We start from the raw sequence: 25717 nt of genomic DNA, 5'->3' as shown, positions 1-25717 counted from the left end.
GCGGCGGAGGCGGCCGGGCACCCGGGGATACGGACAGCGAGGAGGCGTGATGCGGGGGAAGGACCGTCCGGCCGAGTACCGCCCGGCCGAGGGCGCGGAGTTCCGATGAGCGCACCGGCTTGGCGTGAACCCACGCTCGCCACCCTGACGGACCGGCGGTTCTCCGACGAGGGCTGGCTGTTCGAGCGGAAGCTCGACGGCGTGCGGGCGTTGTGCGTGCGCGACGGGGCCGCGCCGACGCTGTACTCACGCAACCACAGGGTGATGGACAACGCGTACCCAGAACTCGTCGAAGCGCTGGCCGAGCGGGGTGGGGACCGGTTCGTGGCCGACGGGGAGATCGTGGCGTTCGACGGGGACAACACGAGCTTCGCCGCGCTGCAGCCGCGGATCCACCTCACCGATCCGGACCGCGCGCGGGCGACGGGCGTGCGCGTGTACTACTACCTGTTCGACCTGCTGCACTTCGACGGGCACGACGCCACGCCGTTGCCGTTGCGGGAGCGCAAGGCGCTGCTGAAGGACGCGTTCGAGTTCGAGGACCCGCTGCGGCTCTCGGCCCACCGCAACACCGACGGGGAGAAGTTCTTCGAGGAGGCGTGCCGCCGTGGGTGGGAGGGGGTGATCGCGAAGCGGGCGGACGCCCCGTACCGCTCGGGGAGGTCGGCGGACTGGCTGAAGTTCAAGTGCGCGCACGGCCAGGAGTTCGTGATCGGCGGCTTCACCGATCCGCAGGGCGCGCGGCACGGCTTCGGCGCGCTGCTCCTGGGCTACTACGACCACAACCGCTTGCGGTACGCCGGCAAAGTCGGCACCGGGTTCGACGAACGGTTGCTCGCGTCGCTGCACCGGCTGCTGGCCGAACGCGAGACCGGAAAGTCGCCGTTCGCCGAAGCCTTGCGGGAGCAGGGTGCGCACTGGGTCCGGCCGGAACTGGTGGCGCAGGTCGGGTTTTCGGAGTGGACACGAGACGGGCGGCTGCGGCACCCGCGGTTTCAGGGCCTGCGCGACGACAAGCAGGCGGCCGACGTGATTCGGGAGCAAGCGTGATCTCTCACCCGGACAAGGTCTTCTACCCCGGCGATGGGCTGACGAAAGGTGACGTCGTCGAGTACTACCGCGCGGTGGCGGACGTGCTGCTGCCGCACCTGCGCGGCCGGCCGCTGACGCTGCGGCGCTTCCCCGACGGCATCGACGGGCAGGGCTGGTTCCAGAAACACCCGGGCGAGCACTTCCCGGACTGGCTGCGCACCGAACGCGTACCGCGGCGCGGCGGAGGTTTCGACGAGTACGTGGTGTGCGACGACGCCGAGTCGCTCGACTACCTCGCCGGCCAGGCGACGATCGAGTTCCACGTGTGGTTGTCCACTGTGGATTCCCCGGAGCGGCCGGACCGGCTCGTGCTCGACCTCGACCCGCCGGACGGCACTCCGGTGTCGCGGCTGCGGGCGACGGCGCGGAGGGTCCGCGACCACTACGAGCGGGCGGGCCTCGCACCGTTCGTGCAGGCGACGGGTGGGCGCGGCTTCCACGTCGTCGCGGCGCTGGACGCCCGGTCGGACGTCGACGTGGTGCTGGAGCTCGCGCGGGTGCTCGCCGACCGCGTCGCCGCCGACGACCCGGACCACCTGACCACCGAGCAGCGCAAGGACAAGCGCGGCGACCGGATCTTCCTCGACGCCAACCGCAACGGGTACGCGCAGACGTTCATCGCGCCGTACTCGCTGCGCGCACGGCCCGGCGCCGCGGCCGCGACCCCGCTCGACTGGCACGAGCTGGGCAAGGCCGAACCCGGTGGCTGGCCGCCGGCGAAGCTGCGGCAGCGGCTCGCGCGCAAGGCCGACCCGTGGCGGGACCTTTCGAAGCACGCGGCTTCGGCGGCGGCGGCGCTGGCGCGTTTCGGCTCCTGACCTGTGGGTACCCGGCGGGCATGAGCCGTGAGAGGACGCTGGCGGGCCGGCTGCTGCGCGACCACCTCGTGGACGGGGAGCTCGAACCGGGTACGGAGATCGGCCTGCGCGTGGAACAGACGCTGACGCAGGACGCGACCGGCACGCTCGTGATGCAGGAGCTCGAAGCACTCGGGCTGGAGCGGGCGCGCACCGAGGTGAGCGTGCAGTACGTGGACCACAACCTGCTGCAAGCCGACGAGAAGAACGCCGAGGACCACGAATACCTGCGCTCGGCCTGCCGGCGGTTCGGGCTGTGGTTCTCCAAGGCGGGCAACGGGGTTTCGCACCCCACCCACATGCAGCGCTTCGGCGTGCCCGGCAAGCTGCTGATCGGGTCGGATTCGCACACGTGCGCGGCGGGCTCGCTCGGGATGCTGGCGATCGGCGTCGGCGGCCTGGAGGTCGCGCTGGCGATCGCGGGTGAGCCGCTGCGGGTAAGGATGCCCGAGATCTGGGGTGTGCGCCTCACGGGCTCGTTGCCGGAGTGGGTGTCGGCGAAGGACGTGGTGCTGGAGATGCTGCGGCGCCACGGCGTGTCCGGCGGCCGCGGGCGGATCATCGAGTACCACGGCCCGGGGCTGGTCGGGCTCACGGCGATGGACCGGCACGTGATCGCGAACATGGGCGCCGAGCTGGGCGCGACCGCGACGGTGTTCCCGGCGGACGACGCCGTGCGCGAGTTCCTGCGCCGGGAAGCCCGCGAGGCCGACTTCCGCGCGCTCGCGGCCGAGGACGGCGCGACCTACGACCACCCGGAAGAAATCGACTTGTCCACAGTGGAGCCGCTGGTGGCGAAGCCGTCGTCACCGGGGAACGTGGTGCCCGTGCGCGACGTCGAGGGCACGCCGATCTCCCAGGTGGTGCTCGGTTCGTCGGCCAACCCGGGGTTCCGGGACTTCGCCGTCGCGGCGGCGGTCGTGCACGGGCAGCAGACGGCGGACGACGTGAGCTTCGACGTGAACCCGACCTCGCGGCGGATCCTCGTGGACCTCACGCGGGCCGCGTACGCCACGGACCTCGTCGCCGCGGGGGCGCGCGTGCACCAGGCCGGCTGCCTCGGCTGCATCGGGATGGGCCAGGCGCCCGCACCGGGAGCCCATTCGCTGCGCACGTTCCCGCGCAACTTCCCCGGCCGCTCCGGCACCCCGGACGATTCCGTGTGGCTGTGCTCGCCGGAAACGGCGGCGGTGTCGGCGCTGACCGGAGTGCTCACGGACCCGCGGGACCACGCTTCACGGGAAGGCCTGACGTGGCCGTCCATCTCGCTGCCGTCACGGTCCACTGTGGATGCACGAACGTTCGTGCCACCGTCGCACGGGGGCGGTGAGCTGGTGAAGGGCCCGAACATCGCCGGCCTACCCGGCCTCGACCCCCTGCCCGACCGGCTCGAGGCCCCGGTGCTGCTCAAGGTGGGCGACGACGTGTCCACCGACGAAATCTCGCCCGCAGGCGCCCGCGCGCTGCCGTTCCGGTCGAACATCCCGGAGCTGGCGAAGTTCACGTTCACGCGGATCGATCCGGAGTACCCCGTGCGGGCGGCGGACGGCCCGGCCCACTTCGTGGTCGGCGGGGAGAACTACGGGCAGGGCTCCTCGCGTGAGCACGCCGCGATCACCACGCGGCACCTCGGGATGCGGGCGGTGCTGGCGAAGTCGTTCGCGCGGATCCACTGGCAGAACCTCGCGAACTTCGGCGTGCTGGCACTGGAGTTCACCTCCGAGGACGACTACGACCGGATCGACGAAGGTGACGTGCTGGCGATCGAGGACGTCCGTTCGCAGCTCGAAAACGTATCGCCGGTCGCGGTCCGCAACACCACCCGCGACGAGGAGTACGAGGTGACCCACCACTTCTCGACCCGCCAGGTCGCGGCGGTGCTGGCGGGTGGACAGATCCCGCTCATCGCGTCGAAGCTGGGGTGACCGCGTTTCGGGAGGTAGCCATGGTGACCCCACGACCGGGTCCGATCCGGTGGCTGCGCTACGTCTACGGCGCCCGCCTGCCCGACGAGTACCGCCCCTGGGTCCTGCACGACGCCACCGCCCCGACCTGGCTGCTGCGGTTCACGTTCCGCGTGTTCTTCGAGGTGCTGCCGTGGCTCGTGGGGGTGTTCCTGCTGCTGTTCTTCCTGACGCCCCTGCCGGTCGTCGTGATCCTGCTCTCGCTGCTCATGGCGCTTCTGCTGGGCCTTTTCCTGACCGTCACCAGCGCCGACGAACTCGCCGAAGTCCGCCTCGCCAAACACGGGTTCCCGCCGGGCACGGGCAAGACCGTCCGCAAACGCCGCGGTGGAGCGTCCACCTGGCCGTGACCCGGCGCGGGACGGCCGAGTTCGAAGCAATCCGGGCTCTGCACAACGGTGGACGACCGCCTGATCGCGCCCGGACGAGATCTCCGGCGAAGGTCCCGGCTGACGCTACTGGCCGAAGGTGCGCCGCGCGGGGCCGTTGGCGCTGCGGGGCACGATCGGGACCACGCCGAGGGCGCTGAGCACCGCCATGAAGCCGTTTTCGATCTGCGTGGCAGCGCTCGGCCAGTACGCGGGGGTGATGCAGAAGTTCTCGTCGCACTGCTCGGGCGGCGGCCCGGCGCACCCGGACGCGACGAGCGCGACGGCGGCGGCCACCCCGGCCAGGCGCAGGCGGGCAACACGGTTCACGGAACGACTCCTCACGCGTGGGCCGGGCGCTGCGCGCTCGACGCGACCAGCACGATCACGCCGCACGCCAGCAGGATGGCGAACAGAGCCTGGTAGTAGCCGGTGGTGACGCTGATGAGCGCGCTCACCGCGCCCACCACCTCCAGGAACACCGCGAGCCCCTTCGCCCACGGGCGCCGCACCAGGAACACCGCGGCGAGCGCGACGAGCACGACGATCACCGGGTTGAGCACGAGCACCAGCCACACCGAACCCGGCACGTCCTGCCCGTGGTCGAGCCGCTCGGTCAACGTCAGCAGCTGCACCACCCAGATCCCGAGCGACGCCACCGCCTGCACGTACATGACCCCTTGCGCGGTCCTGATCCGCCACCCCACGACCCGCTCCCCTCGCTCCGGCTCGGTCACCGGGGACGGTAACGACCCGCCGCGGGACCCCTCCCGAGCGACGGCCGCCTGCCCCCAGAACGTCGCGACGGTGCATCGCCGGGCGAACGCACCTGAGGCAGGGAACCGGCCTACCCCGCCGCCCGGACGGCCGGTTCGCCGGCGGTGTGCAGAGCTTCGACGAGCCGTCCGGCCACCGTCGCCATCTCCGGGGAGCCGATCGTGACGACGACGTCGCCCCGCTGCGCGCGCCGCAGGACCTCCGTGACGGCGGCCGAAGCGGAACCGGCGAACACTTTGTGCTTGTCCGGCAACGGGATCGCGGCGGTGAGGGCCCGCCCGTCGAAGCCCGCGGCGACGGTTTCGCCCGGGCCGAACACCTCCAGCACCACCGCTTCGTCGGCCAGGCTGAGGGAATCGGCCATCTCGCGCAGGAACTGCCGCACGCGGTAGGCGCGGTTCGGCTGGCACACCACGACCAGCCGGTGGCCCTGCGCGATCGTGCGCATCGCCCGCAGCGAAGCGGCCATGGACGTGTGGTGGCAGGCGTAGTCGTCGTACACGCGGATCCCGTCGACGACGCCGCGCAGCTCGAAGCGCCGGCGCACGCCCGGGAAGTGGCGCAGCCCGCGCGCGGCGCCGCGCACGCCCAGGCGCTGCGCGACGAGCAGCGCGGCCGCGGAGTTGAGGCCGAAGTGGTGGCCCACCACGGGCACGTGGACGGCGCCGAGGAGGGCACCGTCGAGCACGGCGTCGTAGCGGACGGCGGCGGCGACGGTGGACAGCCCGACCACGATGAGGTCCGCGTCGTTGGCCTGGCCGTAGGTGTACACCGCGCGGCCCTCGGCACGCAGGATCGCGGCCAGCCGGCGGCAGCGTTCGTCGTCGGCGTTGGTGACGACGAACCCGCCCGGCCGCACGCGCCGGCAGAAGTCGAGGAACGCCTGCGCCAGGCCGTCGACGTCGCCGTAGGTGTTGAGGTGGTCGGAGTCGATGTTCGTGACCACGGCGACCTCGGGTGTGTACGCGAAGAACGACCGGTCGCTCTCGTCGGCCTCGACCACGAAGTGCTCACCCGAACCGAGCGCGCCGGACCCGAGCGTGCGGACGTCGCCGCCGATCACGTAAGACGGGTCCGCACCGCCGGCCCGCAACGCGACGGTGATCATCGCGGTCGTGGTGGTCTTGCCGTGCGTGCCGGCGACGGCGATCGTGCGCCGGCCGGCCAGCACGGCCGCGAGGGCTGCGGACCGGTGCAGCACCGGCAGGCCCCGATCGCGCGCCGCGATCAGCTCGACGTGGTCGGCGGGGATCGCCGTGGAGTGGACGACGGTGTCGGCGTTCCCCAGGTTTCCCGGTGAGTGCCGTCGGTGGATCGTCGCGCCGAGTCCGGCCAGCTTCGCCAGCGCCGGCCGGTCGCCGAGTTCGCTGCCGCTCACGGGCACGCCGTGGCGCAGCAGGATCTCCGCCAGGCCCGACATCCCCACCCCGCCGATGCCGATCAGGTACACGTGGCCCAGGCCCCGCACGGTCAGCTCGTTCATCGCGTTACCCCTTGCGTCCGTGGGGACCCGTCGTGCGGTCCCCCCGGATCGAGGGTGCGGCCGGGATGTCTTCGCAGCTCGAACTCTCTGTCGCAGCCCGGTCACAGCCCTGCGCCGAACCTCTCAGCGCGGTGCGGAGAACTGGCGGCGGTCGACGTACGGGATCGGCTGGGTCGCGGGCACGCCGAGGACGACGGTCGGCCCGTCGGCCGGGCGCGGCGGGCGAGCCACCACGAAGGCCGACGCCAATGCGTACCCGGTCGCCGCGAGGAGGAACCCGCCGAGACAGTCGCTCGGGCGGTGCCAGCCGACGGTGAGCGTCGAAACCCCGACCGCGACGATCCAGGCCAGCCCCAGCGGCGCCACCGCGAACCGCGCGAGGCGCGGCACGACCAGCAGCAGCGCGAACACGCTCATCGCCGCCACCGACACGTGCCCGCTCGGGAAGCTGTTGCTGGTGGAGTGGATCTCCTCGGCGAGGCCGGGCCGGTCGAGAGCGGCCTTGAGCAGCTGCGCGACGCCCGCCGTCACGGCCATGAGCCCGACCGCCGCCACCGTGCGCAGGTACGCGCGCCGCACCAGGCCGATGACCACGACCAGCGCGAGCGCGATCGTGAACAGCACGGGCACCGGCACCTCCAGCGGCAGCGGCACCTCCCCGGACGCGCGGGTGAACGACGGATCGAACGTCTCGAGGATCCGCTGGTCGGCCTCCTGGCCGGCTTCGGTGCGGACCAGCACGAGGTACGTCACCCCCGTGGCGACGGCGAGGACGGCGGCGGCCACCAGCCGCCAGGCGATGCTGAGCACACGGTTGTTCACCCGTTCCAGACTGCCTGCGCCACGTCCCCGGCGGGCGCGAGAAGTGTCATGGGTCTGCAACAACTGCGCACTGGTTCCGCACGGTCCTCAGTGGACACCTCAGCCGGCGCGCAGCGTCGTCCCCCGCGGGATGAGCGTCGGGGCGAACCGGCGCGTCGACGGCGAAACCCCGGCCACCGCGTCGATCAGCAGGTCCACCGCGGCGCCCGCGATCTCCGTGAACGGCACCCGGATCGTCGTCAGCGGCACCGGCAGGCGCGCGGCCAGCGGGATGTCGTTGTACCCGACCACGGACAGCTCGTCCGGCACGCGCACGCCGGCCCGCTGCACCGCCGAGAGCAGGCCGACGGCGGTGTTGTCGTTGACGGCGAACACCGCGGTCGGGCGGGGATCGAGGGCCAGCAGCGCGCGGCCGGCCGCTTCGCCGCTCTCCATGCTGAACGTCGAAGGCAGCACGAGCGCCGGGTCGACGAGCAGGCCGGTTTCGCGCAGCGCGTCCTCGTAGCCGGCGCGGCGGCCGAGCGCGCTGGACGCGTACGCCGGACCGGCGACCAGCGCGACGCGGCGGTGGCCGAGGTCGACGAGGTGGCGCGTGGCGAGGTAGCCGCCGAGCCGGTCGTCGCCGGTGGCGGCGGCGCTCGCGCCGAAGGTGCGCACGGCGAGCACGTGCGGGACACCGCGCTCGAGCAGCTCCTCGCAGAAACCGCCATCGGTGCGGGCGGTGGTCAGGATGAGGCCGTCGACGCGGCGGCCGAGCAGCATCCGGCCGTTCTCCCGTTCCAGCTCCGGCTCGTCGTGCGACGTCGCGACCAGCGCGTGGTAGCCGCGGCGCGTGCAGGCGGTGGCGACCTCCTCGTAGAACATCGCCATCACCGTGTCGGTGAGCCGCGGCACCAGCACGCCGACGGTGTTGGTCTGCTGGCGCCGCAGGTTGGCGGCAACGGGGTTGGGCTCGTAGCCCACGCCCTCGGCGATCTCCCGGATCCGCGCCGCCGACGGGCTGCGGAAGAAGCGGTGCTCCGGGTTGAGCGCGCGTGACACCGTCGACTTGCTGACGCCCGCGGCCAGCGCGACGTCGCTGATCGTCGGCCGCGGCACACTCTCGCTCATCTTGCTCCCTTGACTCCTGTGCACGTCGCAGCCTACCGTTGTGCAACCGATTCCTCTATCGATTGCACAGCATCCGATTTGCCCAGCGTCCGATTCCCAGGGAGTGTCATGAAGTCTCTTGATCTGCGCGGCCTCGTCCCGGCGTGCGTCACCCCGTTCACCGAGAACGGCGACGTCGACCACGAAGCGCTGGCGGTGCACGGCCGCTGGCTCGCCGGCCTGCCCGGCGTGAAGGGGATCGTGTGCAACGGGCACGCCGGCGAAGGTGCGAGCATGACCGAGGCCGAGCGAGCCGACGTCGTGAAAACCCTGGTCGGCGCCGTCGAGGGCAAGCAGCCGATCATCACCGGCGTGATCAGCGACGGCAGCCGCGTCGCGGGTGAGGAGGCCAAGCGCTACGGCGAGGCCGGCGCGGCCGCGCTGCTGCTCTACCCCGCGCACAGCTGGCTGCGCTTCGGCTTCCAGCCCGGCGCCGCCGCCGACCGCTACCGCATCGTCGGCGAGATCTCCGGCCTGCCGCAGATCCTGTTCCAGTACCCGGACGTGACGAAGGCCAGCTACAACCTCACCGAACAGCTCAAGATCGCCGAGCTCGACTCCGTGTTCGCGATCAAGAACGGCGTGCGCAACATGCGCCGCTGGGACACCGAGGTCCCCGTGCTGCGCAGCGAATTCCCCGACCTGCAGATCCTGACCTGCCACGACGAGTACCTGCTGCACACGATGTTCGACGTCGACGGCGCGCTCGTCGGCTACGGCGCGCTCGCGCCGGAAGGCATGTGGGAGCTGCTGCAGGCCGGCAAGCGCCGCGACTACCCGGCCGCGCGGGCCGTGCACGACCGCCTGCTGCCGCTCACGAAGGCCGTGTACCACCGCGGCTCGCACATGGAAGGCAGCGTCGCGCTGAAGATGGGCCTGGTGCAGCGCGGGGTCATCCCCAACGCGTACGTGCGCTCGCCGCTGCTGCCGCTGGCCCCGGAGGCCGACGACGAGATCGCCGTCGCCCTCGCCCACGCCGGGCTCGGCAAGGTGCTCTGACCCGCGTTCCCCCGCCGCTTCGGAAGGCACACCAATGACCGCTGTGTCAGCAGGGGCAGAAAGACTCACCTCCGGCGCCCACCCCCGCCGGGACCTGCGCCTCATCCTCGTGTTCGCGTTCCTCGGCTCGCTGTTCGACGGCGCCGAGATCAACCTCGTCGGCTACCCGCTCACCTACCTGTCCGGCTCGCTGCACGTGTCGACGGTGGCGCTCGTCAGCGTCGCGACGTTCCAGGGCTTCGCGTCGATCGCCGGCGGCTTCCTGTTCGGGTGGCTCGGCGACACGCTGGGGCGCCGCCGCACGTATGCGGTGTCCGTGCTCGCGTTCGGCGTCGCCGCGGTGCTCGGCGGGCTCGCGCCGAACTTCGGGACGTTCCTGGTCACCCGGCTGCTCGCCGGGCTCGGCATGGGCGGCCTGTTCGGACTGTCGTTCTCGATGTTCACCGAGTGCTGGAAGACCACCCGCCGCGGGACGATGGGCGGGCTGATCCAGTCGATGTACTTCCTCGGCGAGATCGTGACGGTCGGCGTGCTCTACCTGTGCCTCACGTGGTTCGGCACCGACCTCGGGTGGCGCACCGGCTACGTCGTGATCGGCGCGGTGAGCGTGGTGATCGGGCTCGCGGCGATCAAGCTCCTGCCGGAGTCACGCCACTGGCTCGAGTACCAGCGGCGGCTGCGCGAGGGCACCGTGCCGCCGGAGCTGCGCCGCACGCGCGTGCCGATCGTGGACGTGTTCCGCTCGAAGGTGCTCTACGGCAGCGTGATCTTCATGGTGCTGTCCACGGCCATGTTCCTCACGACGAACTCCGTCGGCGTGTACCTGTCGACCTACCTGCTGAAGGTGCAGCACCTGCCGCTGGGCACGGCGAGCGGCATCGTGCTGATCGGCTACGTGTTCACCATCGCCGCCTACACCGCGACCGGGGTGCTGTCCGACGCGGTGCGGCGCAAGTACGCGTTCCTGGCCGCGTGCGTGTTCGGGGTCGCCGGGTTCGCGTGGTTCCTGGGGCAGGTGCTGGCCGGCAGCGACCACGTGACCACGTCGTTCTGGGGCGACACCACGTTCTGGGCGCTCATGTGGGCGGCCGCGGCCTGCGGTGGCTTCGGCGTGCTGGGCGTGTGGATGTCGGAGTACTACCCGACTCGCATCCGGTCGACGGGAGCGAACAGCAGCTATTACGTCGGCCGCGGATTGGGCGCGGGCGTGTATCCGTTGTTCGCGCTGACGATCGCGGGCGGAATTCCACTGGCCCTGGCACTGGGCATCATCGGGCCATTGGCGGGAATCGTGTTTTCGGCGATCGCACCAGACCGGACGGGCCGCGATATCGTCGCGCTGGAATAAAGTGAGTCCGGGGCCCGCCGGCCATTCCCGGCGGGCCCCGGACTCACTTCACTGGCGCCAGTCGATGATGACGGCGAGGCTGCCGCCCATGCTCTTCGCCCGCACCTGCGGGTTGGCGGCGACGTTGCCCCACGGCACCGTCGTCTTGCCGCTCTTGCCGCAGCCGAGGCTGAACCAGCCGCCCTTCGGGTGCTTCGCGTCGAAGCCCCAGCCCTCGACGCAGGCGAACTGGTTGGTGCCTTCCTGCACGTTCCAGCCATAACCGGCGCGGAATCCGGCGTGTCCGAAGATGGCGCAGTTCGACTTGCTGACCGGGCCCCACTTGCCGATGAGCCCGGACGCCTGGTGCGGGTCGGTGCACGCGTTGGCCGGCGCCGCGCCCGCGACCCCGGCACCGCCGACGAGTGTGCCCACCGCCACGACCGCGGCCACGAGCGCACCGAGGCGCGAAATTCGCTTCCCCATGATTCTGTTGTTCCCTCCAGTTCGTGCGGCAAGATCATCTCGCCGCGAGGGAGAACGTACAACGGAAGTTCTGCGGCGCGCACTCCGAAATCAGCCATTTAGGGTCGAATTAGGGTTGTCGCGATTTCGGGCCGGAAAATGAATTACCTTCATCAGGCTGGTCAGCACCGTCCGGCCGTGGCTGACGCGCAGGGCGTCGGCGAGGACGAGGTCGGCCAGGAGGCGTTCTTCCTCGTCCGTGAGGTCGGGCCGGTCCGGGGGTGCGGTGCCGGTGGCCAGCGCCGTGGCGGTCTCCTCGGTGAAGGCGGCCAGTTCGGCGGAGCCGGTGCCGCGCCGGAGCAGCGCGCCGGCGGAAGCGGCGAGGCCCCGCAGTCCCTCGGCGGAATCCTCGACGGCGTCGCGCCGGGTGTCGTCCGGGGCGCGCGTGCCGGGTTCGGGCTTCACCAGGTCCTGGTGTGCGCGGACGGCTTCGCGGAAGCGCGGGCCGACCTCGCGCGGATCGCCGCCGGGACCGTTCTTCAAGCGAGCGGACACCGCCGTGAGCAGCGCCGCCATCGCGGCGGTCGCGTCGGCGAAGCGTTGCGACAGTGGAGGTTTGGGCACGCCGGGCACGGCCGCGAACCCGAACAGCAGCGCGATCGCCACGGCCAGCGCGACCAGCAGGACGTACTCCACGAGCGTCGCGCCCGGGTCGAGGTGCTTGGTGACGGCGTTGACGCTCACGCTCATCAGCACGATGCAGCCGTTGAACACCAAGGGCTGCGCCTGCATGAACGGGAACCCGACGAGCAGCGCCACGAGGCCCAGGGGAAGGAGAGCGGAGTTCGGCAGCAGCCACAGCGCGAGCACGAGCACCACGGCGCCGGCGACCGAACCGGCGACGCGCTGCCAGACCTTCGCCAGCGTGTCGCGCCATTCGGGCTGCATGATCGCGAACGTCGTCATCAGGAACGACACCGTGAGCGGGTCGCCGGGCCGGAACGCGACGACGACAGCGGCCAGCAGCATGCCCAGCGCGCACCGCACGGCGTGGCGCAATTGAGCGCTGCGCCACGACAGCGCGCCCGCGGCCTCGCGACCCAGCACCGTGCGCACGAGGTGGTGCGGCAGGTCGACGAGCGACTCGTCCCGGGTGGCGACGGCATCGCGGACCGCGTCGACGGCGGTCCAGAGGTCGTCGACGAGCACGCGGGTGTTGCCCGGCAGGGTTCCTCGCGGCTCGACGCGGTGGATCTCCGCGAGCTTCGGTGCCGTCTTGGGCCGGACGGCCTCGGCGAGCGTTGCCAGCTCCCGCTCGACGGCGTCGAGCACCGCGGTGACTTCCGCCGCCTGGTCGGCGTCCAGTGCGCGCAGGCGGTCGCGCAGCACCGCCGCCGTGCCGTGGCACCGCAGGCCCGCGGCGACCGTCCGCGCCTGCCACCGCCGCGGCCGGTCTGCCAGCCACAACCGCACCGCGCGCTCGGCGCTCTGCCGGTCGGGCCCGGCCAGCGCGTCGGCGAGCGCCGCGCGCGTCGGCCCGCCCGGATCGCGCACCCCCTGCAGCAACCGCAGCACGAACACCACGCCGATCGCCAACGCCGGCGCACCGAGGATCTGCGCCACGCTCGCCGCCCCGGTGAGCTGGAACCCGTACCCGAACACCGACGCCAGGCCCAGCCCCAGGCCGACCGTCACGTACCGCGCGCCCAGCGCCGGCAGCAACGCCGCCGCGAACACCACGACCACCAGCAACGCGATCGCCGCCGCGTGGCTCACCTGCCCCAGCAACCGCGGCCCGGCCGCGCCCACCACGACCACGGGCGCGAACACCGCCAGCACCTTCAGATCGGACCCCAGCGGTCCCCCGTTGGCCGCGATGAAGCAGAACAGGGCCGTCAACGCGGCCAGGATCATCGTCCCACCCAGCCCGGCGAGCGCCCCGAGCCCCGCCGTGCCGCCGACCACCACCAGGACCACGACGAGCATGCCGCCGCCGCGCGCCAGAACGTTCACCCGCACCTCCGTGATCTTCTCCGTGGGGCAGCCTCGCATCCCCGCCGTGGTGGCGCCACCGCCAGGGGTGGTCCTTTGTGGACTTGGCGCAAACGCTTGCCACGGACCGCGGGCGGTGGTTCACCGCGTCCGGCCGGCCGCACGACCCCGGTGCCCGGGCCGCGCACGGCACGACCACCGCGAGGTCGCTGCCCACCGCACGCTCTTCGGCCGGCGATGGTTCCCATCCGATCTGGTGGCACGATCCGGCCACGCACGAGCCGACCTCGCACGCTGCCCTCGCCGCGCGAGGGGTCCACTCACACCAACGGGCCGCAGCGACTGGACCTCGCGCACCACCGATCCAGCGCGAATGGACCTTTCACACCAGTCGAGCCGCGCGAGGGGACCCATCACGCCACACAGCCCGAACGAGCCGACTCGCCGCACCACCGACCCGCTCCGACTCTGCGCAGCCTGATCGGCAGATGAGAGGACCTGCCGCGCGAGGGGTCCACTCACACCAAGGCGCCGGAACGAGTGGACCTCGCGCGCCACTGACCCAGCACGAATGGACCTTTCACACCGGCCGAGCCGCACGAGGGGACCCGCCACGCCACGCAGCGCGAACGAGCGGACTCGCCGCACCACCGACCCACTCCGCCTCTGCACAACCTGATCACAGATCAGATGACCGCCGCGCGAGGGGTCCACTCACACCAACGGGCCGCAGCGAGGGGACCTCGCGCACCACTGACCCAGCACGAACGGACCTTTCACACCAGTCCAACCGCGCGAGAGGACCCATCACGCCACGCAGCGCCAACGAGCCGACTCGCCGCACCACAGCCCCACTCCGACTCTGCGCGGCCTGACCGCAGGTGAGAGGACCTGCCGCGCCAGTGGAGGCTCGCGGCCGGACACTTCATGCCGCGCACCGTCCCGAACTGACCCGTCGTGCCACCGCGTCGGCGCGAAGGGACCTTTCGCGCCGCGAAACATGCGAGCGGACCCGTCGCGACCAGTAGACGGCTCGAGGGGACCGTTCGCGCACCGGCGCGAGCGGTCCCCTCGAGACGAACACCGCGAAGGTCAGGAAGTGATCGTCGCCAGCAGCTCGGCGGCGCGGGTGCGGAACTTCTCCACGTTGGCCAGCTTGATGTCCTCGTAGCCGCGCACCACGTCCGGCAGCGCGGCCAGCTCCACGAACGCCTCGGCGGTCTTCGGCGACAAGTGGGCCAGCCCGCGCTCCACCAGGTGCTGGTACTCCCCCGGCAGGGCGCGCTCGACGCGGCGCACGCGGGCGTAGCCGAACACGTCGGCGCGGGTGCCGCGGAGCCGGCGGGCGCCGCGGAGGGTGCGGAAGGCGGCGGTGGCCGTGCGGCCGCGCAGGCGGATCTTGCGTTTCATGCCCAGGGCGCGCAGCACGGGCGGGTGCAGGAGCACGGCGACGTCCGCGTCGGGACCGAATTCGGCGGCGCGGCGGGCCTGTTCGGCCGGGTCGAGGTGCAGGCGGGCGACCTCGTACTCGTCCTTGTAGGCCAGCAGCTTGTGCAGGCCGCGGGCGTACGCGGCGGCGATGCGGGCGCCGGTCTCCGGGTCGGTGCGGTCGGTGGCGGCGGCGGCCACCGAGCGCACCTGGGTGGCGTAGCGGCGGGCCAGTGCTTCGTCCTGGAAGCCGATCAGGTCGGCGACGCGGGGGGCGAGCACCGTCTCCAGGTCGCCGGCCGAGAGGGCTTCGGCGACGGCGTCGACGGTCACGGGCGCCACGACCGGAGGGAGGGCCGCCGCGCGGACGGCGGCGGGGTCGACGACCGCGGCGCGGCCCCAGCGGAACGCGGCCAGCGTCTTCTCCACCGCGGTGCCGTTGAGGCGGATCGCCGCTTCGATGGCTTCGGCCGAGATCGGGACGGCGCCGTGCTGGTAGGCGGCGCCGATGAGCAGCATGTTGGCCGGCATGTGGTCGCCGAACAGCGCCTCGGCCAGCTCGGTCGCGTCGACGGCGAACACGTCGCGGGTGGCGCCACCGATGCGCTCGAGCGCGTCGTCCGGCGAGCCGGGCAGCACGACGCGGTGGGTGACCATCGCGGCCGTCGGCACGAGGGACGTGTTGATCACCGCGACGGTGTGGCCCGCCCGCGCGGTGGCGAGGTTCGCGGCATCGGCCGCGCCGAGCAGGTCGAAACCCACCAGCACGTCGGCGGTGCCGCGCGAGGCCCGCAGCGACCCGGCGACCGGCGTCTTGGAGATCCGGACGTCGGACACGACCGGGCCGCCCTTCTGCGCCAGCCCGGTCTGCTCGAGCCCGGCGGCGAACCGGCCGTCGAGGTGGGCGGCCATCTGCAGCACGGCCGAGATGGTGACCACGCCGGTCCCGCCGATGCCGGGCATCCGCATCAACACGGTGTCCACTTCGGACAGCCGCGAAGCCGGTTCCGCCAGCGCCACCGGCAGTTCCGGGACCTCACGGCGCGGTTTCGTCCGGGGCGTGACGAGGAGGAACGACGGGCAGTCGCCCTTCAGACAGGTGAAATCGCTGTTGCACGACGACTGGTGGATGCGCGTCTTCTGGCCGAACTCCGTCTCGACCGGGCGCACCGACAGGCACGTCGACACGTCGCCGCAGTCGCCGCAGCCCTCGCACACGCGCTCGTTGACGACCACGCGCTCGGCCGGCGAGGGCAGCTGCCCGCGCTTGCGCAAGCGGCGTTCCTCGGCCGCGCACCGGTCGTCGTGGATCAGCACGGTGACGCCCTCGACGGCGGCGAGCTCGGACTCCACGGACGCGAAGTCGTCGCGGTGGCGCACGGAAGCGATCGGGTCGAGCGTGATGCCGCGGTAGTCGGCGGGACTCTCGGTGGTGATCACGATCCGCCGCACGCCCTCCACGGCGAGCAGGCGCGTGATGGCCGGGACGTCGAGCCGGCCTTCGGCGCGCTGGCCGCCGGTCATCGCGACGGCGTCGTTGTAGAGCAGCTTGTACGTCATGGTCGCCCCGCCGGCGACGGCCGCGCGGATGGCGAGCGAGCCGGAGTGGTGGAACGTGCCGTCGCCGAGGTTCTGCACGAAGTGCCGGTCGTCGGTGAACGGCGCAAGACCGAGCCACTGCGCGCCCTCGCCGCCCATCTGCGTGAGACCGATGGTGTTGCCGCGCCCGGCGCCGTCGATCGCGACCATCGCGTGGCAGCCGATGCCGACGCCGACGAGCGTGTCGTCGCCGGTGCGCGTGGAGACGTTGTGCGGGCAGCCCGAGCAGAAGAACGGCGTGCGCGGCGGGGTCGCCGTCGGCAGCGCGATGCGCGCGGGCCGCGGCGGCGTGATCGCGTCGAGGTGGACGGTCGCGGTGCGCGGCAGCCGGTCCGGGCCCACCACCGCTTCGACGCGCTTGACCAGCGCGCGGGCGACGTCTTCGGCACCGAGCTGGCCCCGCGCGGTGAGCAGCGGCCGGCCGTTCTCGTCGTGGCGGCCGACGACGTTCGGCGCACCCGGGCGGCGGTAGAGCGCCTCCTTGAGGTGGCCTTCGAGGAACGGCACCTTGTCCTCGACCACGAGCACCTCGGTGAGGCCTTCAGTGAGCTCGGCCAGCGCGTCCGCGTCCACGGGGTAGGGCATAGCCAGGCGGATGAGCCGCAGACCGGCGGCTTCCATCGCGGCTTCGTCGAGCCCGAGGTCCTGCAGCGCGCGCTGCACCACGGCGTAGCCGGTGCCCGACGCGAGTACGCCGAGCTTGGCCGCGCGGGCGGTGAAGGTGACGCGGTTCAGACCGGTGGTGCGGGCGTACGCGCGCGCGAGGTCGAGGCGGCGGGTGAACATGTCGTGCTCGGCGTCGAGCGCGGGCGCACCAACGAGCGCGCGGCCGGTCGGCCGGACGGTCTCGGGTGGCAGCGGGATGCCGTGGCGCAGCGCGGCCATGTCGATGGTGGCCGACGCGTCGGCGATGTCCGCCACGATCTTCAGCCCCGTCCACAGCCCGCTCGCGCGCGACATCGCCACCGCGTGCAGGCCGAACTCCACGATCTCGGCGACGCTGCCGGGCGCGAGCAGCGGCATCGCGAGGCTCTGCGCCATCGGCTCGCACGAGCTGGGCACGGTCGAGGACTTGCACGCCGGGTCGTCGCCGATCCACGCCACGGCGCCGCCGAGCGACGCGGTGCCGGCGAGAGTGCCGTGGCGGATGGCGTCGGCGGCGCGGTCGAGGCCCGGGTTCTTGCCGTACCAGAAGCCGGTGACGCCCGCGTGGCGCCGGCCCGGGACGTTGCCGAGCAGCTGCGTGCCGGCGACCGCGGTGGCGGCGAGCTCTTCGTTCACGCCCGGTTTGAACACGACACCCGCCGGGTCGAGGAACCGCTTCGCGCGGGCGAGCTCCTGGTCGAGCCCGCCGAGCGGGGAACCCTGGTAACCCGAGACGAACACGCGCGTGTCGAGGCCGCGGGCCTCGTCGAGGCGACGCTGCTCCAGGGTGAGCCGCACGAGCGCCTGCACCCCCGAGATCAGCGCGCGCCCGTGGTCGGCGACGTACTTGTCGTCCAGCGAAACCGGTTCGGTGAGCACCGGTGCTCCTCTCGGCGAGCGTGTGGCGTGGGACGGGTGGGGTGAGGCGCGTGGGACGAGACACAGGAGAAACCGCGAGCCTTTCACGGCACAAGATCCGTGCGCGGTCTGGCCGCGACGACGCAACTATGTAACGTAGTGGTGCACAGGACCTCAATTTCTTGCGTGGAGGCGACATGGCCGGAGTCGACGAGATAGACCTGCGGCTCGTTGAGTTCCTCCGCCAGGACGGTAGACGCTCCTACGCCGACATGGCCGCGGAGGTCGGCTTGTCGCTGCCCGCGGTCAAGCGCCGCGTGGACCGGCTCCAGGCCACGGGGGTGATCACGGGCTTCACCGCGAAGATCGATTACACCAAGCTGGGCTGGAACATCGAAGCGTTCACCGAACTGCGCTACACGGGCCGCACCCGCCCGCCCGACATGGAACGCCTCGCCCGCGACCTGCCGGAGGTCCAGGCCGTCTACCCCGTCGCCGGCGACCCCGACGCGCTGTGCCACATCCGCGCGCGCGACGTCACGCACCTTCGTGAGGTCATCGACGCCATCCGCGTCTCCGGCGGCGTGGTGGGCACGAAGACCTTCATCACGCTGGGGAGCGCGACCGGGCCCGCGTGACTCGGCCGGGCGGTATAGGTCGTCATCCGGAAATCACGTTGCGCCGCGGGACCGGTGGTGACGATCGTGGGGTCATGGCGGAGATCCGGGAGCTGACGGCGGACGACTGGCGCGACTGGCGGGCGCTGCGGCTCGTCGCGCTGGAGGAATCGCCGCACGCGTTCGGGGCGCGGCTGGCCGAATGGCAGGGCGAGGGCGACGCCGAGGGGCGCTGGCGGCAGCGGCTCACCGACCGGCCGTTCAACGTGCTGGCCTCGATCGAGGGCCGCGATGCCGGCATGGCCAGCGGCACGCTGCCCGACGAGCACGGCGTGGTGGACCTGCACTCGATGTACGTGGCGTCGTTCGCCCGCGGCCACGGCGTCGGCGACGCGCTGATCGAGGCCGTGCTCGGCTGGGCTTCCCGCCACGACGCCCGGTCGGTTCGGCTGCAGGTGTTCGAGGACAACGCCGCGGCCATCGCGCTCTACCGGCGGATGGGTTTCCTCGACGCGGGCACGGTGCAGTACGCGCGGCTCGCGCTGAAGATGGAGCGCGACCTCAAGCACCCGTCACGTTCAGCATGATCGAGTAGAGCGATGTCGTGGCGCAGACGTAGAGGATGTTGCGCTTGGGCCCGCCGAACACGAGGTTCGCGACCGGCTCGGGGATCTTGAGCCCGCCCAGCAGAGTGCCGTCGGGCGCGAAGCAGTCCACGCCGCCGCCGGTGGCCGCCCAGATGCGACCCTGGTCGTCGAGGCGGATGCCGTCGAAGTTGCCCTCGCGGACGTGCGCGATCTCCTCGCCGCCGGTGAGCGTGCCGCGCGGCGTGACGCCGAACGCGCGCAGGTGCCCGCGTTTCGTGTCCGCGACGTACAGCCGCTCGCCGTCGCGGCTGAAGGCCAGCCCGTTGGGCCGCTCGAAGTCGTCCGCCACGATCGCGACCTCGCCCGCCGGGTCGATGCGGTACACGTGGTCCCCGCCGATCTCGCTCTCGGCGCGGAAACCCTCGTAGTCGCTGCTGATGCCGTAGCGGGGGTCGGTGAACCACACCGCCCCGTCCGCGGCTTCGACCAGATCGTTGGGGCTGTTGAAGCGCTTGCCGCCGAACCCGTCGGCCAGCACGGTGATCGACCCGTCGTGCTCCGTCCGCGTCACCCGCCGCGGCCCCTGCTCACAGGTGAGCAGGCGGCCCTGGTGATCGCGCGAGTTGCCGTTCGCGTAGCCCGCGGGGTGGCGGAACACGCCCACCGCGCCGGTCGTCTCGTCCCACCGCAGCAGCCGGTCGTTGGGGATGTCGCTCCACACCAGCGAGCGCTGCGCGGGGAAGTACACCGCCCCTTCGGCCCACCGGCAGCCGTCGTGGATCCGCTCGAGCCGCGCGTCGCCGTCCACGCGCGCGAACCGCTCGTCGAACCGCTCCCAGATCGCCGCGACGTAGTCCGTCATCGATCGCCCCCAAGCAAATCGGTACCACGCCGGAGCATAACCGTGGTGGGATCGCGCGACGATGTCCTTCTCCGATCCCGTCCAGGACCAGCTCGACGCCGCCCGCCGCACCTACCCCGTCGGAGATCACGTGACCGGAGTGGTCACCCTCATCCCGTGCCCGGGGGCGATCGGTCTCATCGTCGACCGGCGCCTCCCGGCGACGCGCCGCATCCTGCTGCGCCTCGTTTGGTCACGGTCACGCCACCGGCAGCACGCCCGCCAGTGAGCCGAGGTCGGAAACTTCGCGCGGGCCACCCACCAACCCCGTCACCGAGACGCACCGGGAGGCCACCACCGCGCTGTCCGTGTCGCGATGTTCCTCCGCGGCCAGGACGTCGTGGGCGGTCGGGAAGCGTTCCAGGCGGAGGCCGTCCGCGGCGGGTTTGATGGTGAGGCCCGCGGAGCCGACGCGGCCGAGGCGGGCCCAGCGGATGCCCTGCAGCGCGGCGATGTCCACGTCGGGAACGTTGACGTTCAGGACGGTGCGCCGGGGTGCTTCGGAGATCAGCCAGCGCAGCACGGCGACGCCGACGGCGGCCGCGGTGTCGAAGCGGGCGCCGGGGTATTCGCCGCACGACACGGCGAGGGCGGAGCGGCCCGCGGTGGACGCGGTGAGGGCCGCGCCGACGGTGCTGGAGTGGAGCACGGCGCGGCCGGTGTTGTGGCCGTCGTTGACGCCCGCGACGACGACGTCCGGCGGCGGGCCGAGGGCGCCGAAGCACGCGGCGAGCACGGCGAAGGCCGGGGGCGCCGACACGCGGTGCGCCGGCACGTCTTCGAGACCCGGCAGCCGGTACGGCGAGGTGGCCACGATCGTGCCGTGGTCGATGGCGCCGAGGGACGTGCCGCTGCCGCTGCTGTCGGCGGCGGGCGCGGCGACGACGAGGTCGTGCCCCGCGTCCCGCAGGGCGTGGGCCAGCGCGAGCAGGCCAGGGGCTTCGATGCCGTCGTCGTTGGTGAGCAGTACCCGCACAGTCCGGCGCTCCCGCTTCGTCTCGGTGTTCGGATCGGTAGATTGTGACCACACGTTCGCTGTTGTGTCCACGTCCGGCACTTCCCGCCTGGCTTCAGGCAACCATGACAGGCTCGTCTCCCCTTGACCAGAAGCGCCTGGATCCGCATTATGTGATCTGCGTGTCACAAACCAAACGAGAGGGGTGCGCCGTGAAGGTCGACGTGGACCCGGTCCTGTGCGAGAGCCACGGCCAGTGCGAGTTCGCCGCGCCGGAGGTGTTCAGCCTCGACGACGACGCCGTGCTGCACGTGGCCCACAGCGCCGCGACGGACGGCGAAGCGCTGCGCCGCGCGGCCCGCGCCTGCCCCACCCGCGCGATCCGGATCGCGGAGTAGCGCCCGTGCGCATCGTGGTCGCGGGCGCGGGGCTCGCCGGGCAGCGGGCCGCCGAAGCGCTGCGCGCCGAAGGGTTCCGCGGCGAGATCGTGCTGGCCGGCGCGGAAGCGCACCGGCCCTACGACCGGCCGCCGCTGTCCAAGGGCCTGCTCACCGGCGCCACCGGGGAAGCCGAGCTCGCCCTGGCCGGCGAAGACCTCGACGTCACCTGGCGCCTCGGCAACCCCGTCCGCGCGGTGCGCGGCCACACCGTCGAACTCGGTGACGGCGAACGGCTGGACTTCACCGGCCTCGTGATCGCCACCGGTGCGACCCCCGTGATCCCCGCCGGCCTGGGCAAGAGGCCCGGCGTCCACCTCTTGCGCACCCTCGACGACGCCCGCGCCCTGAAAGCCGATCTGCACGGCGAAGTCCTCGTGCTCGGCGCCGGGTTCATCGGCTGCGAGCTCGCCTCGACGTGCCGCGACCTCGGCCTCGCCGTCACCGTCGCCGATCCGCTGCCCCACCCGCTGCTCACCGTCCTCGGCGAAGACGTCGCCCGCCGCGTCGAGCAGCTGCACCGCGAGCGCGGCGTGCGCTGGCTGCTCGGCACGCGGGTCACCGGCTTCCTCGGCGAACACCGCGTGACCGGCGCCGAACTCGCCGACGGCCGGGTGATCCCCGCCGACGTCGTGGTCATCGCGACCGGCGTGCGCCCGGCCACGGGGTGGCTGGCCGGCAGCGGCATCGACGTGACGAACGGCGTGCGCTGCGACGAACACCTGCGCGCCCTCGACGAAACCGGCGAAGTCGTGCCGGACGTGGTGGCCGCCGGCGACGTCGCCCGCTGGACCCACCCGCTGCTCGGCGCGCCCGTGCGCGCCGAGCACTGGACGACCGCCGCGCTGGGGGCCGCCGCGGCGGCGCGCACGCTCCTGCACGGCCCGCAAGCCCCGTTCGACGCCGTGCCCGGTTTCTGGTCCGATCAGTGCGGCCTCCGCATCCAGGGGGTCGGGCTGCCCGGCCGGGGCGAGCGCGTGGAGCTCGTGCACGGCGACCTCACCGGGGACAGGTTCGTCGCCCGCTACTCGGCCGGCGGCCGGCACGTCGGCTCCGTCGCGATCGGCGCGCCGAAGCAGCTCGCCCTCGAACGGCGGCGGCTCACGTCCGCCTGAGCCCCGCACCGACCCAACCCACTCAACGACGAGAGAGGTCTTCCATGACGCAGTGGCCCATCTACGACGAGGCGTCGGCGGTCTTCCCGATCTACTCGCGCGCCAACATCGGCGAGATCTTCCCCGACCCGATCAGCCCGCTCAACGCCTCGGCCGGGTTCCAGGCGAACCTGTCCCCCGGCTGGGACGACGCGTTCGTCGCGTGCGGGGTGTGGGACCACGCCACCTACGACTCCACCGTGGAGCACAACGTGCTGCCCGCCTTCGGCAGCTACCTCTACATCAACATGTCGCTGATGCGCCTGTTCGGCGTGCGCGTGCCCGGCATGACGCCGGAAGCGGTGGACCTGCAGTACTTCGGGGACCTGCCGGGCATCCCGTCGTACGAGAGCGAGAAGCGCGACTTCGACGAGAACCCCGCCTTCGAGGCCACCGCCGGGCAGTGGCTGGCGGAGCAGGTCCTCGGCGCCACGGACCTTGCGGCCTACGACGCCGACCGCCGCACCGTCGAGGACATCCGCAAGAACCGGCCCGCCATCGCCGAACTCGGCAACCAGGAGCTGCGTGAGCGGATCACGTCGTTCGGCGACGTGCTGCGCCCGCTGCTGAGCCGGCACATCGAGGCCAGCCTCAAGGCGGGGGTCGGGCTGGGTGCGGTCGCGCAGTTCACCGAGGCGATCGGCAAGCCCGAGCTCGCGCTGACGCTCGTGGCCGGCATCGGCGACGTCGACTCGACCGGCCCGTCCACCGGCATGTGGGCGCTGTCGCGGCTCGCGCGGACCGCGCTGGTGGCGGCGCTGTTCGACGAGGGCCAGGACGGTCTCGAGGACCGGTTGCGCGCGAGCACCGACCCGGAGGTCGTGGCGTTCACGCGGCAGCTCGACGAATTCCTGGCGGCGTGGGACTTCCGCGGCCCGTCGGAGTGGGAGATCCGGGCGCGGACGTGGGGCGTGAAACCCTCGCTCGTGCTGTCCACTGTGGACCGCATGCGGCAGGCGGACGATTCCGCTTCGCCGGCGGTGAAGAACGCCGAACGCGCCGCGCAGCGCGAAGAAGCCACCGCGGGCGTGCGCGCCGCGCTGGCGGGCAACGACGAGGCGCTGGGCCAGTTCGCCGCCGTACTGCACGCCGCCGCGCTGTGGCTGCGGGGCCGGGAACGCGGGCGCACGTCGTGCGCGATGGTCATGCACGAGCTGCGGCTGCCCGCGCTCGAACTGGGCCGCCGCTTCACCACGCAGGGGCACCTGGAGCGGCCCGAGCAGATCTTCATGCTGTTCGCGGACGAGCTCGACGCGTTCCTCGCCGACCCGGCGAGCTTCTCGGCGAAGCTGCGCGACCGCGAAGCCGTGTACCTGGACTTGTTCGACCGCGAGCCGCCGTTCGTCGTCGTGGGCCGGCCCGAGCCGGTGGAAAGCTGGCCGCGCCGCTCGGGCCGCGAGGTCACGGCCGCCGCGGCCGGCGAGGTGATCCAGGGTGTGCCGGGCTGCAACGGTTCGACGCGCGGGCGCGCCCGCGTGATCACGAGCGCCGACGACCCGTCGGCCCTGCAGCCCGGCGAGATCCTCGTCGCACCGCTGACCGACCCGTCGTGGACGCCGCTGTTCGTGCCGGCCGCCGCGGTGGTCGTCGACGTCGGCGCCCCGTTCTCGCACGCCGCGATCGTGAGCCGCGAACTCGGCATCCCGTGCGTGGTGTCCGCGACGGCCGCGTCGGCCCGAATCCCGGACGGCGCCCTGATCGAGGTCGACGGCACCACGGGCACCGTCACGGTGCTGGAAGTCTAGGCAGGACACGAAAACGGGCCGGGCTCCCCGCGTGCGGGTTCCAGCGGTTGTTGCAACACGGCTCGTGAGCCGGCTTGGTTGAGGAAGTTTGGTGAGGCGCTCGGCTGGGTTGTCCCAGCCGAGCGTTTTGCGTGGGCGTTGGTTGAGTTCCGTGGCGACGAAGTCGACGTCTCAGTTCCCCGCGTTCTTGCAGGTAGAGGATCTGATAGATCGTCTCGTGAGGCACGTGCATCTCCGGCCGGTCGGGGCAGTCCCGGCGCAGCACTGCGGCGATCAGTTCCGGGCTGCCCCGCCGGTTGAGATGATCCTGGACAGCCGCCCGCAGCTCGGGAGTGGCCGTGATCTTGCGTGGCTTGGGGCGTGGCCGGCGGGCGTCCGCCCTCGCCTGGACGGCATGAGGCCGGCCGTCCCCGCTGCGGGAATGGGCGTTGCGGCGCAGCTCGCGGCTGATGGTCGAGCGATCGCGCCCGAGTTCGTCGGCGATCTCCTGCAGCGTGGCACCCGCTCGGCGACGGTCGGCGATCACGATGCGGTCTCTGATGCGGTCGTCTTCGTTCAGGTAGGCCCCGCGTCCTCGCCTCGGGGGGCGCCACCGACGTGATCGGTGGCGCCCCTCGAGGCGAACCCTGTGGTGCGCGGCCGTTGCGCCACTTCCTGCCGGTCCGGACATCGAATCCGACGACCCGGCAGGCTTGCTGATTACTCACACCCCTCCGCACAAGATCAAGACAGGCAGCCCGTTCCCGGACCGACTTCCTGCGTCCCTGCGGCGAACGATCCCCACGGATCTCGAAATCCATCGCCTTCCCGAGCACCGGGTGTCGCGACGACCACCAGAACCCAACGCGAGGAGCCCGGCCCGTTCGCTTGCGGCATCAGCCTTCGTCGGCCGCCGAGCGTTCGCGGCCCGCGCTGAGCAGCAGGTCCTGGTGCAGTTCCATCCAGATGTCGTGGTAGGAATCGGCCATCGGGCGGGCGAACGCCGCGTGCTCCCCCGCGCGCACCCGCTCCAGGGCGCCGGACAGCCGCACCGGGTAGGTGCGGAACCGGCCGGCCGACGCCGACAGCGTGTCCAAAAGCTGCGCGACTCGCCCGTGCACCTCGGCGAGCGAAGCGACCACCTCGGCGTCGTACGCGGGATCGGCGTGGTCGTTCGGCTCGCCGGAGAGCCGCAGCTGCCACGCGGAGCAGACGCGTTTGAACTCGCCGTTCACCGGCAGGAACGCCTCGTACGCTTGGGAAAGCGCCTCGCCCGACGCGGCGACGTCGGCGGCGAGCAGGTCCGGGTGTGCCGTGCGGCCGGCCGGCGTCAGCATCGTCCCGGCGAGGCGGCCTTCGCGGCGCACGGCGAGCCCGTCGGCGACGAGAGTCGCGACCTCGGCGGCCGCGTCGTCCGCGGACAGGCCGGTGAGCGCCTCGAGCACGGGGTCGCTCGCCAGCCCCTTCACCCGCAGGGCGTGCAGCACGAGGAACCGCGCTTGCGTGGACGTCGTCAT

At 72.2% G+C, this 25717-nt stretch carries 24 protein-coding genes and 1 pseudogene; 12 read left to right on the top strand and 13 right to left on the bottom strand.

From position 1 onward, the window contains the following. Positions 1-105: 105 nt before the first annotated feature. The 4 genes from ligD (ACIA77_RS41525) to ACIA77_RS41510 are packed head-to-tail and all read left to right on the top strand — an operon-like array spanning position 106 to position 4263. Positions 106-1050 carry a non-homologous end-joining DNA ligase gene (ligD, locus tag ACIA77_RS41525; protein ID WP_395891644.1) on the top strand — a complete coding sequence of 315 codons (945 nt, stop codon included), beginning with the start codon at positions 106-108 and terminating at the stop codon, positions 1048-1050. Next, positions 1047-1910 carry a non-homologous end-joining DNA ligase gene (gene ligD / locus ACIA77_RS41520; RefSeq protein ID WP_395891643.1) on the top strand — a complete coding sequence of 288 codons (864 nt, stop codon included), beginning with the start codon at positions 1047-1049 and terminating at the stop codon, positions 1908-1910. Before ligD (ACIA77_RS41525) ends, ligD (ACIA77_RS41520) begins: the two co-directional genes overlap by 4 nt. A 20-nt stretch (positions 1911-1930) precedes the next feature. Continuing rightward, positions 1931-3874: an aconitate hydratase gene (locus ACIA77_RS41515; RefSeq protein ID WP_395891642.1), complete on the top strand. Its 1944-nt coding sequence runs from the start codon at positions 1931-1933 to the stop codon at positions 3872-3874. Between the two features lie 20 nt (positions 3875-3894). Next, positions 3895-4263 carry a DUF5313 family protein gene (locus tag ACIA77_RS41510; RefSeq protein ID WP_395891641.1) on the top strand — a complete coding sequence of 123 codons (369 nt, stop codon included), beginning with the start codon at positions 3895-3897 and terminating at the stop codon, positions 4261-4263. Positions 4264-4368: 105 nt separating this feature from the next. Here ACIA77_RS41510 and ACIA77_RS41505 read toward each other — a convergent pair whose 3' ends face one another. The 5 genes from ACIA77_RS41505 to ACIA77_RS41485 form a co-directional block, all read right to left on the bottom strand. Then, the gene (locus ACIA77_RS41505; RefSeq protein WP_395891640.1) at positions 4369-4611 is read right to left on the bottom strand and encodes a hypothetical protein; all 243 of its coding nucleotides are present in this window, start codon (positions 4609-4611) and stop codon (positions 4369-4371) included. 11 nt (positions 4612-4622) lie between these two features. Beyond that, positions 4623-5018 (bottom strand): hypothetical protein, encoded by a 396-nt coding sequence (locus ACIA77_RS41500; RefSeq protein ID WP_395891639.1) that lies wholly within the window; start codon positions 5016-5018, stop codon positions 4623-4625. A 110-nt stretch (positions 5019-5128) separates the two neighbouring features. Next, on the bottom strand, positions 5129-6541 hold the full coding sequence (gene murC, locus ACIA77_RS41495; RefSeq protein WP_395891638.1) for a UDP-N-acetylmuramate--L-alanine ligase: 1413 nt from the start codon (positions 6539-6541) through the stop codon (positions 5129-5131). A 123-nt stretch (positions 6542-6664) separates the two neighbouring features. Then, complete coding sequence (locus ACIA77_RS41490; RefSeq protein ID WP_395891637.1) at positions 6665-7363, bottom strand: phosphatase PAP2 family protein; 699 nt, start codon at positions 7361-7363, stop codon at positions 6665-6667. Between the two features lie 99 nt (positions 7364-7462). Further along, entirely contained in the window at positions 7463-8473 is a 1011-nt protein-coding gene (locus ACIA77_RS41485) for a LacI family DNA-binding transcriptional regulator (protein ID WP_395891636.1), read from the bottom strand. A 108-nt stretch (positions 8474-8581) separates the two neighbouring features. On the opposite strand from ACIA77_RS41485, the gene ACIA77_RS41480 reads away from it, so the two are divergent. Beyond that, positions 8582-9511, top strand: a complete 930-nt coding sequence (locus tag ACIA77_RS41480) for a dihydrodipicolinate synthase family protein (RefSeq protein ID WP_395891635.1) — start codon at positions 8582-8584, stop codon at positions 9509-9511. 34 nt (positions 9512-9545) lie between these two features. Next, complete coding sequence (locus tag ACIA77_RS41475; protein WP_395891634.1) at positions 9546-10859, top strand: MFS transporter; 1314 nt, start codon at positions 9546-9548, stop codon at positions 10857-10859. Positions 10860-10907: 48 nt separating this feature from the next. On the opposite strand, the gene ACIA77_RS41470 is transcribed toward ACIA77_RS41475, so the two are convergent. From ACIA77_RS41470 to ACIA77_RS41460, 3 genes are all read right to left on the bottom strand, one after another. After that, positions 10908-11324: a hypothetical protein gene (locus ACIA77_RS41470; protein WP_395891633.1), complete on the bottom strand. Its 417-nt coding sequence runs from the start codon at positions 11322-11324 to the stop codon at positions 10908-10910. 90 nt (positions 11325-11414) lie between these two features. Then, the gene (locus ACIA77_RS41465) at positions 11415-13316 is read right to left on the bottom strand and encodes an FUSC family protein (protein ID WP_395891632.1); all 1902 of its coding nucleotides are present in this window, start codon (positions 13314-13316) and stop codon (positions 11415-11417) included. Positions 13317-14387: 1071 nt separating this feature from the next. Further along, positions 14388-17846, bottom strand: a complete 3459-nt coding sequence (locus ACIA77_RS41460; RefSeq protein WP_395891631.1) for an indolepyruvate ferredoxin oxidoreductase family protein — start codon at positions 17844-17846, stop codon at positions 14388-14390. Between the two features lie 176 nt (positions 17847-18022). Between ACIA77_RS41460 and ACIA77_RS41455 the strand changes: the two genes are divergently transcribed. Then, a complete protein-coding gene (locus ACIA77_RS41455) occupies positions 18023-18463 on the top strand; it encodes an Lrp/AsnC family transcriptional regulator (RefSeq protein WP_204095113.1) in 441 nt (146 codons plus the stop codon). A gap of 74 nt (positions 18464-18537) precedes the next feature. Continuing rightward, the gene (locus ACIA77_RS41450; protein ID WP_395891630.1) at positions 18538-19029 is read left to right on the top strand and encodes a GNAT family N-acetyltransferase; all 492 of its coding nucleotides are present in this window, start codon (positions 18538-18540) and stop codon (positions 19027-19029) included. Here the strand turns inward: ACIA77_RS41450 and ACIA77_RS41445 are convergent. Next, a complete protein-coding gene (locus tag ACIA77_RS41445; protein ID WP_395891629.1) occupies positions 19004-19891 on the bottom strand; it encodes an SMP-30/gluconolactonase/LRE family protein in 888 nt (295 codons plus the stop codon). The two genes, ACIA77_RS41450 and ACIA77_RS41445, sit on opposite strands and share 26 nt — an antisense overlap. A 61-nt stretch (positions 19892-19952) precedes the next feature. On the opposite strand from ACIA77_RS41445, the gene ACIA77_RS41440 reads away from it, so the two are divergent. Further along, complete coding sequence (locus tag ACIA77_RS41440) at positions 19953-20159, top strand: hypothetical protein (protein WP_395891628.1); 207 nt, start codon at positions 19953-19955, stop codon at positions 20157-20159. Here ACIA77_RS41440 and surE read toward each other — a convergent pair. Beyond that, positions 20130-20906 carry a 5'/3'-nucleotidase SurE gene (gene surE / locus ACIA77_RS41435; protein WP_395891627.1) on the bottom strand — a complete coding sequence of 259 codons (777 nt, stop codon included), beginning with the start codon at positions 20904-20906 and terminating at the stop codon, positions 20130-20132. The genes ACIA77_RS41440 and surE overlap by 30 nt on opposite strands. Positions 20907-21097: 191 nt before the next feature. Between surE and ACIA77_RS41430 the strand changes: the two genes are divergently transcribed. Genes ACIA77_RS41430 through ACIA77_RS41420 form a run of 3 tightly spaced genes read left to right on the top strand, consistent with a single transcriptional unit; the run spans position 21098 to position 24221 of the window. Further along, entirely contained in the window at positions 21098-21283 is a 186-nt protein-coding gene (locus ACIA77_RS41430) for a ferredoxin (RefSeq protein ID WP_395891626.1), read from the top strand. A gap of 5 nt (positions 21284-21288) precedes the next feature. Continuing rightward, positions 21289-22437, top strand: coding sequence for an NAD(P)/FAD-dependent oxidoreductase (locus tag ACIA77_RS41425; RefSeq protein WP_395891625.1), 1149 nt, complete (start codon positions 21289-21291; stop codon positions 22435-22437). A 44-nt stretch (positions 22438-22481) separates the two neighbouring features. After that, positions 22482-24221 (top strand): PEP-utilizing enzyme, encoded by a 1740-nt coding sequence (locus tag ACIA77_RS41420; protein WP_395891624.1) that lies wholly within the window; start codon positions 22482-22484, stop codon positions 24219-24221. On the opposite strand, the gene ACIA77_RS41415 is transcribed toward ACIA77_RS41420, so the two are convergent. From ACIA77_RS41415 to ACIA77_RS41405, 3 genes and pseudogenes are all read right to left on the bottom strand, one after another. Then, on the bottom strand, positions 24202-24891 hold the full coding sequence (locus ACIA77_RS41415) for a transposase (RefSeq protein WP_395891623.1): 690 nt from the start codon (positions 24889-24891) through the stop codon (positions 24202-24204). The genes ACIA77_RS41420 and ACIA77_RS41415 overlap by 20 nt on opposite strands. A 25-nt stretch (positions 24892-24916) precedes the next feature. Continuing rightward, positions 24917-25021 (bottom strand): annotated as a pseudogene (locus tag ACIA77_RS41410) (hypothetical protein); the annotation flags it as partial. A gap of 75 nt (positions 25022-25096) precedes the next feature. Next, the gene (locus ACIA77_RS41405; RefSeq protein ID WP_395891622.1) at positions 25097-25717 is read right to left on the bottom strand and encodes a MarR family transcriptional regulator; all 621 of its coding nucleotides are present in this window, start codon (positions 25715-25717) and stop codon (positions 25097-25099) included.

It is taken from the genome of Amycolatopsis sp. NPDC051903, from assembly GCF_044452505.1.
GTDB lineage: Bacteria > Actinomycetota > Actinomycetes > Mycobacteriales > Pseudonocardiaceae > Amycolatopsis.
The sequence above is the reverse complement of the archived record's forward strand: the minus strand, read 5'-3'. Positions and strand labels throughout refer to the sequence as shown.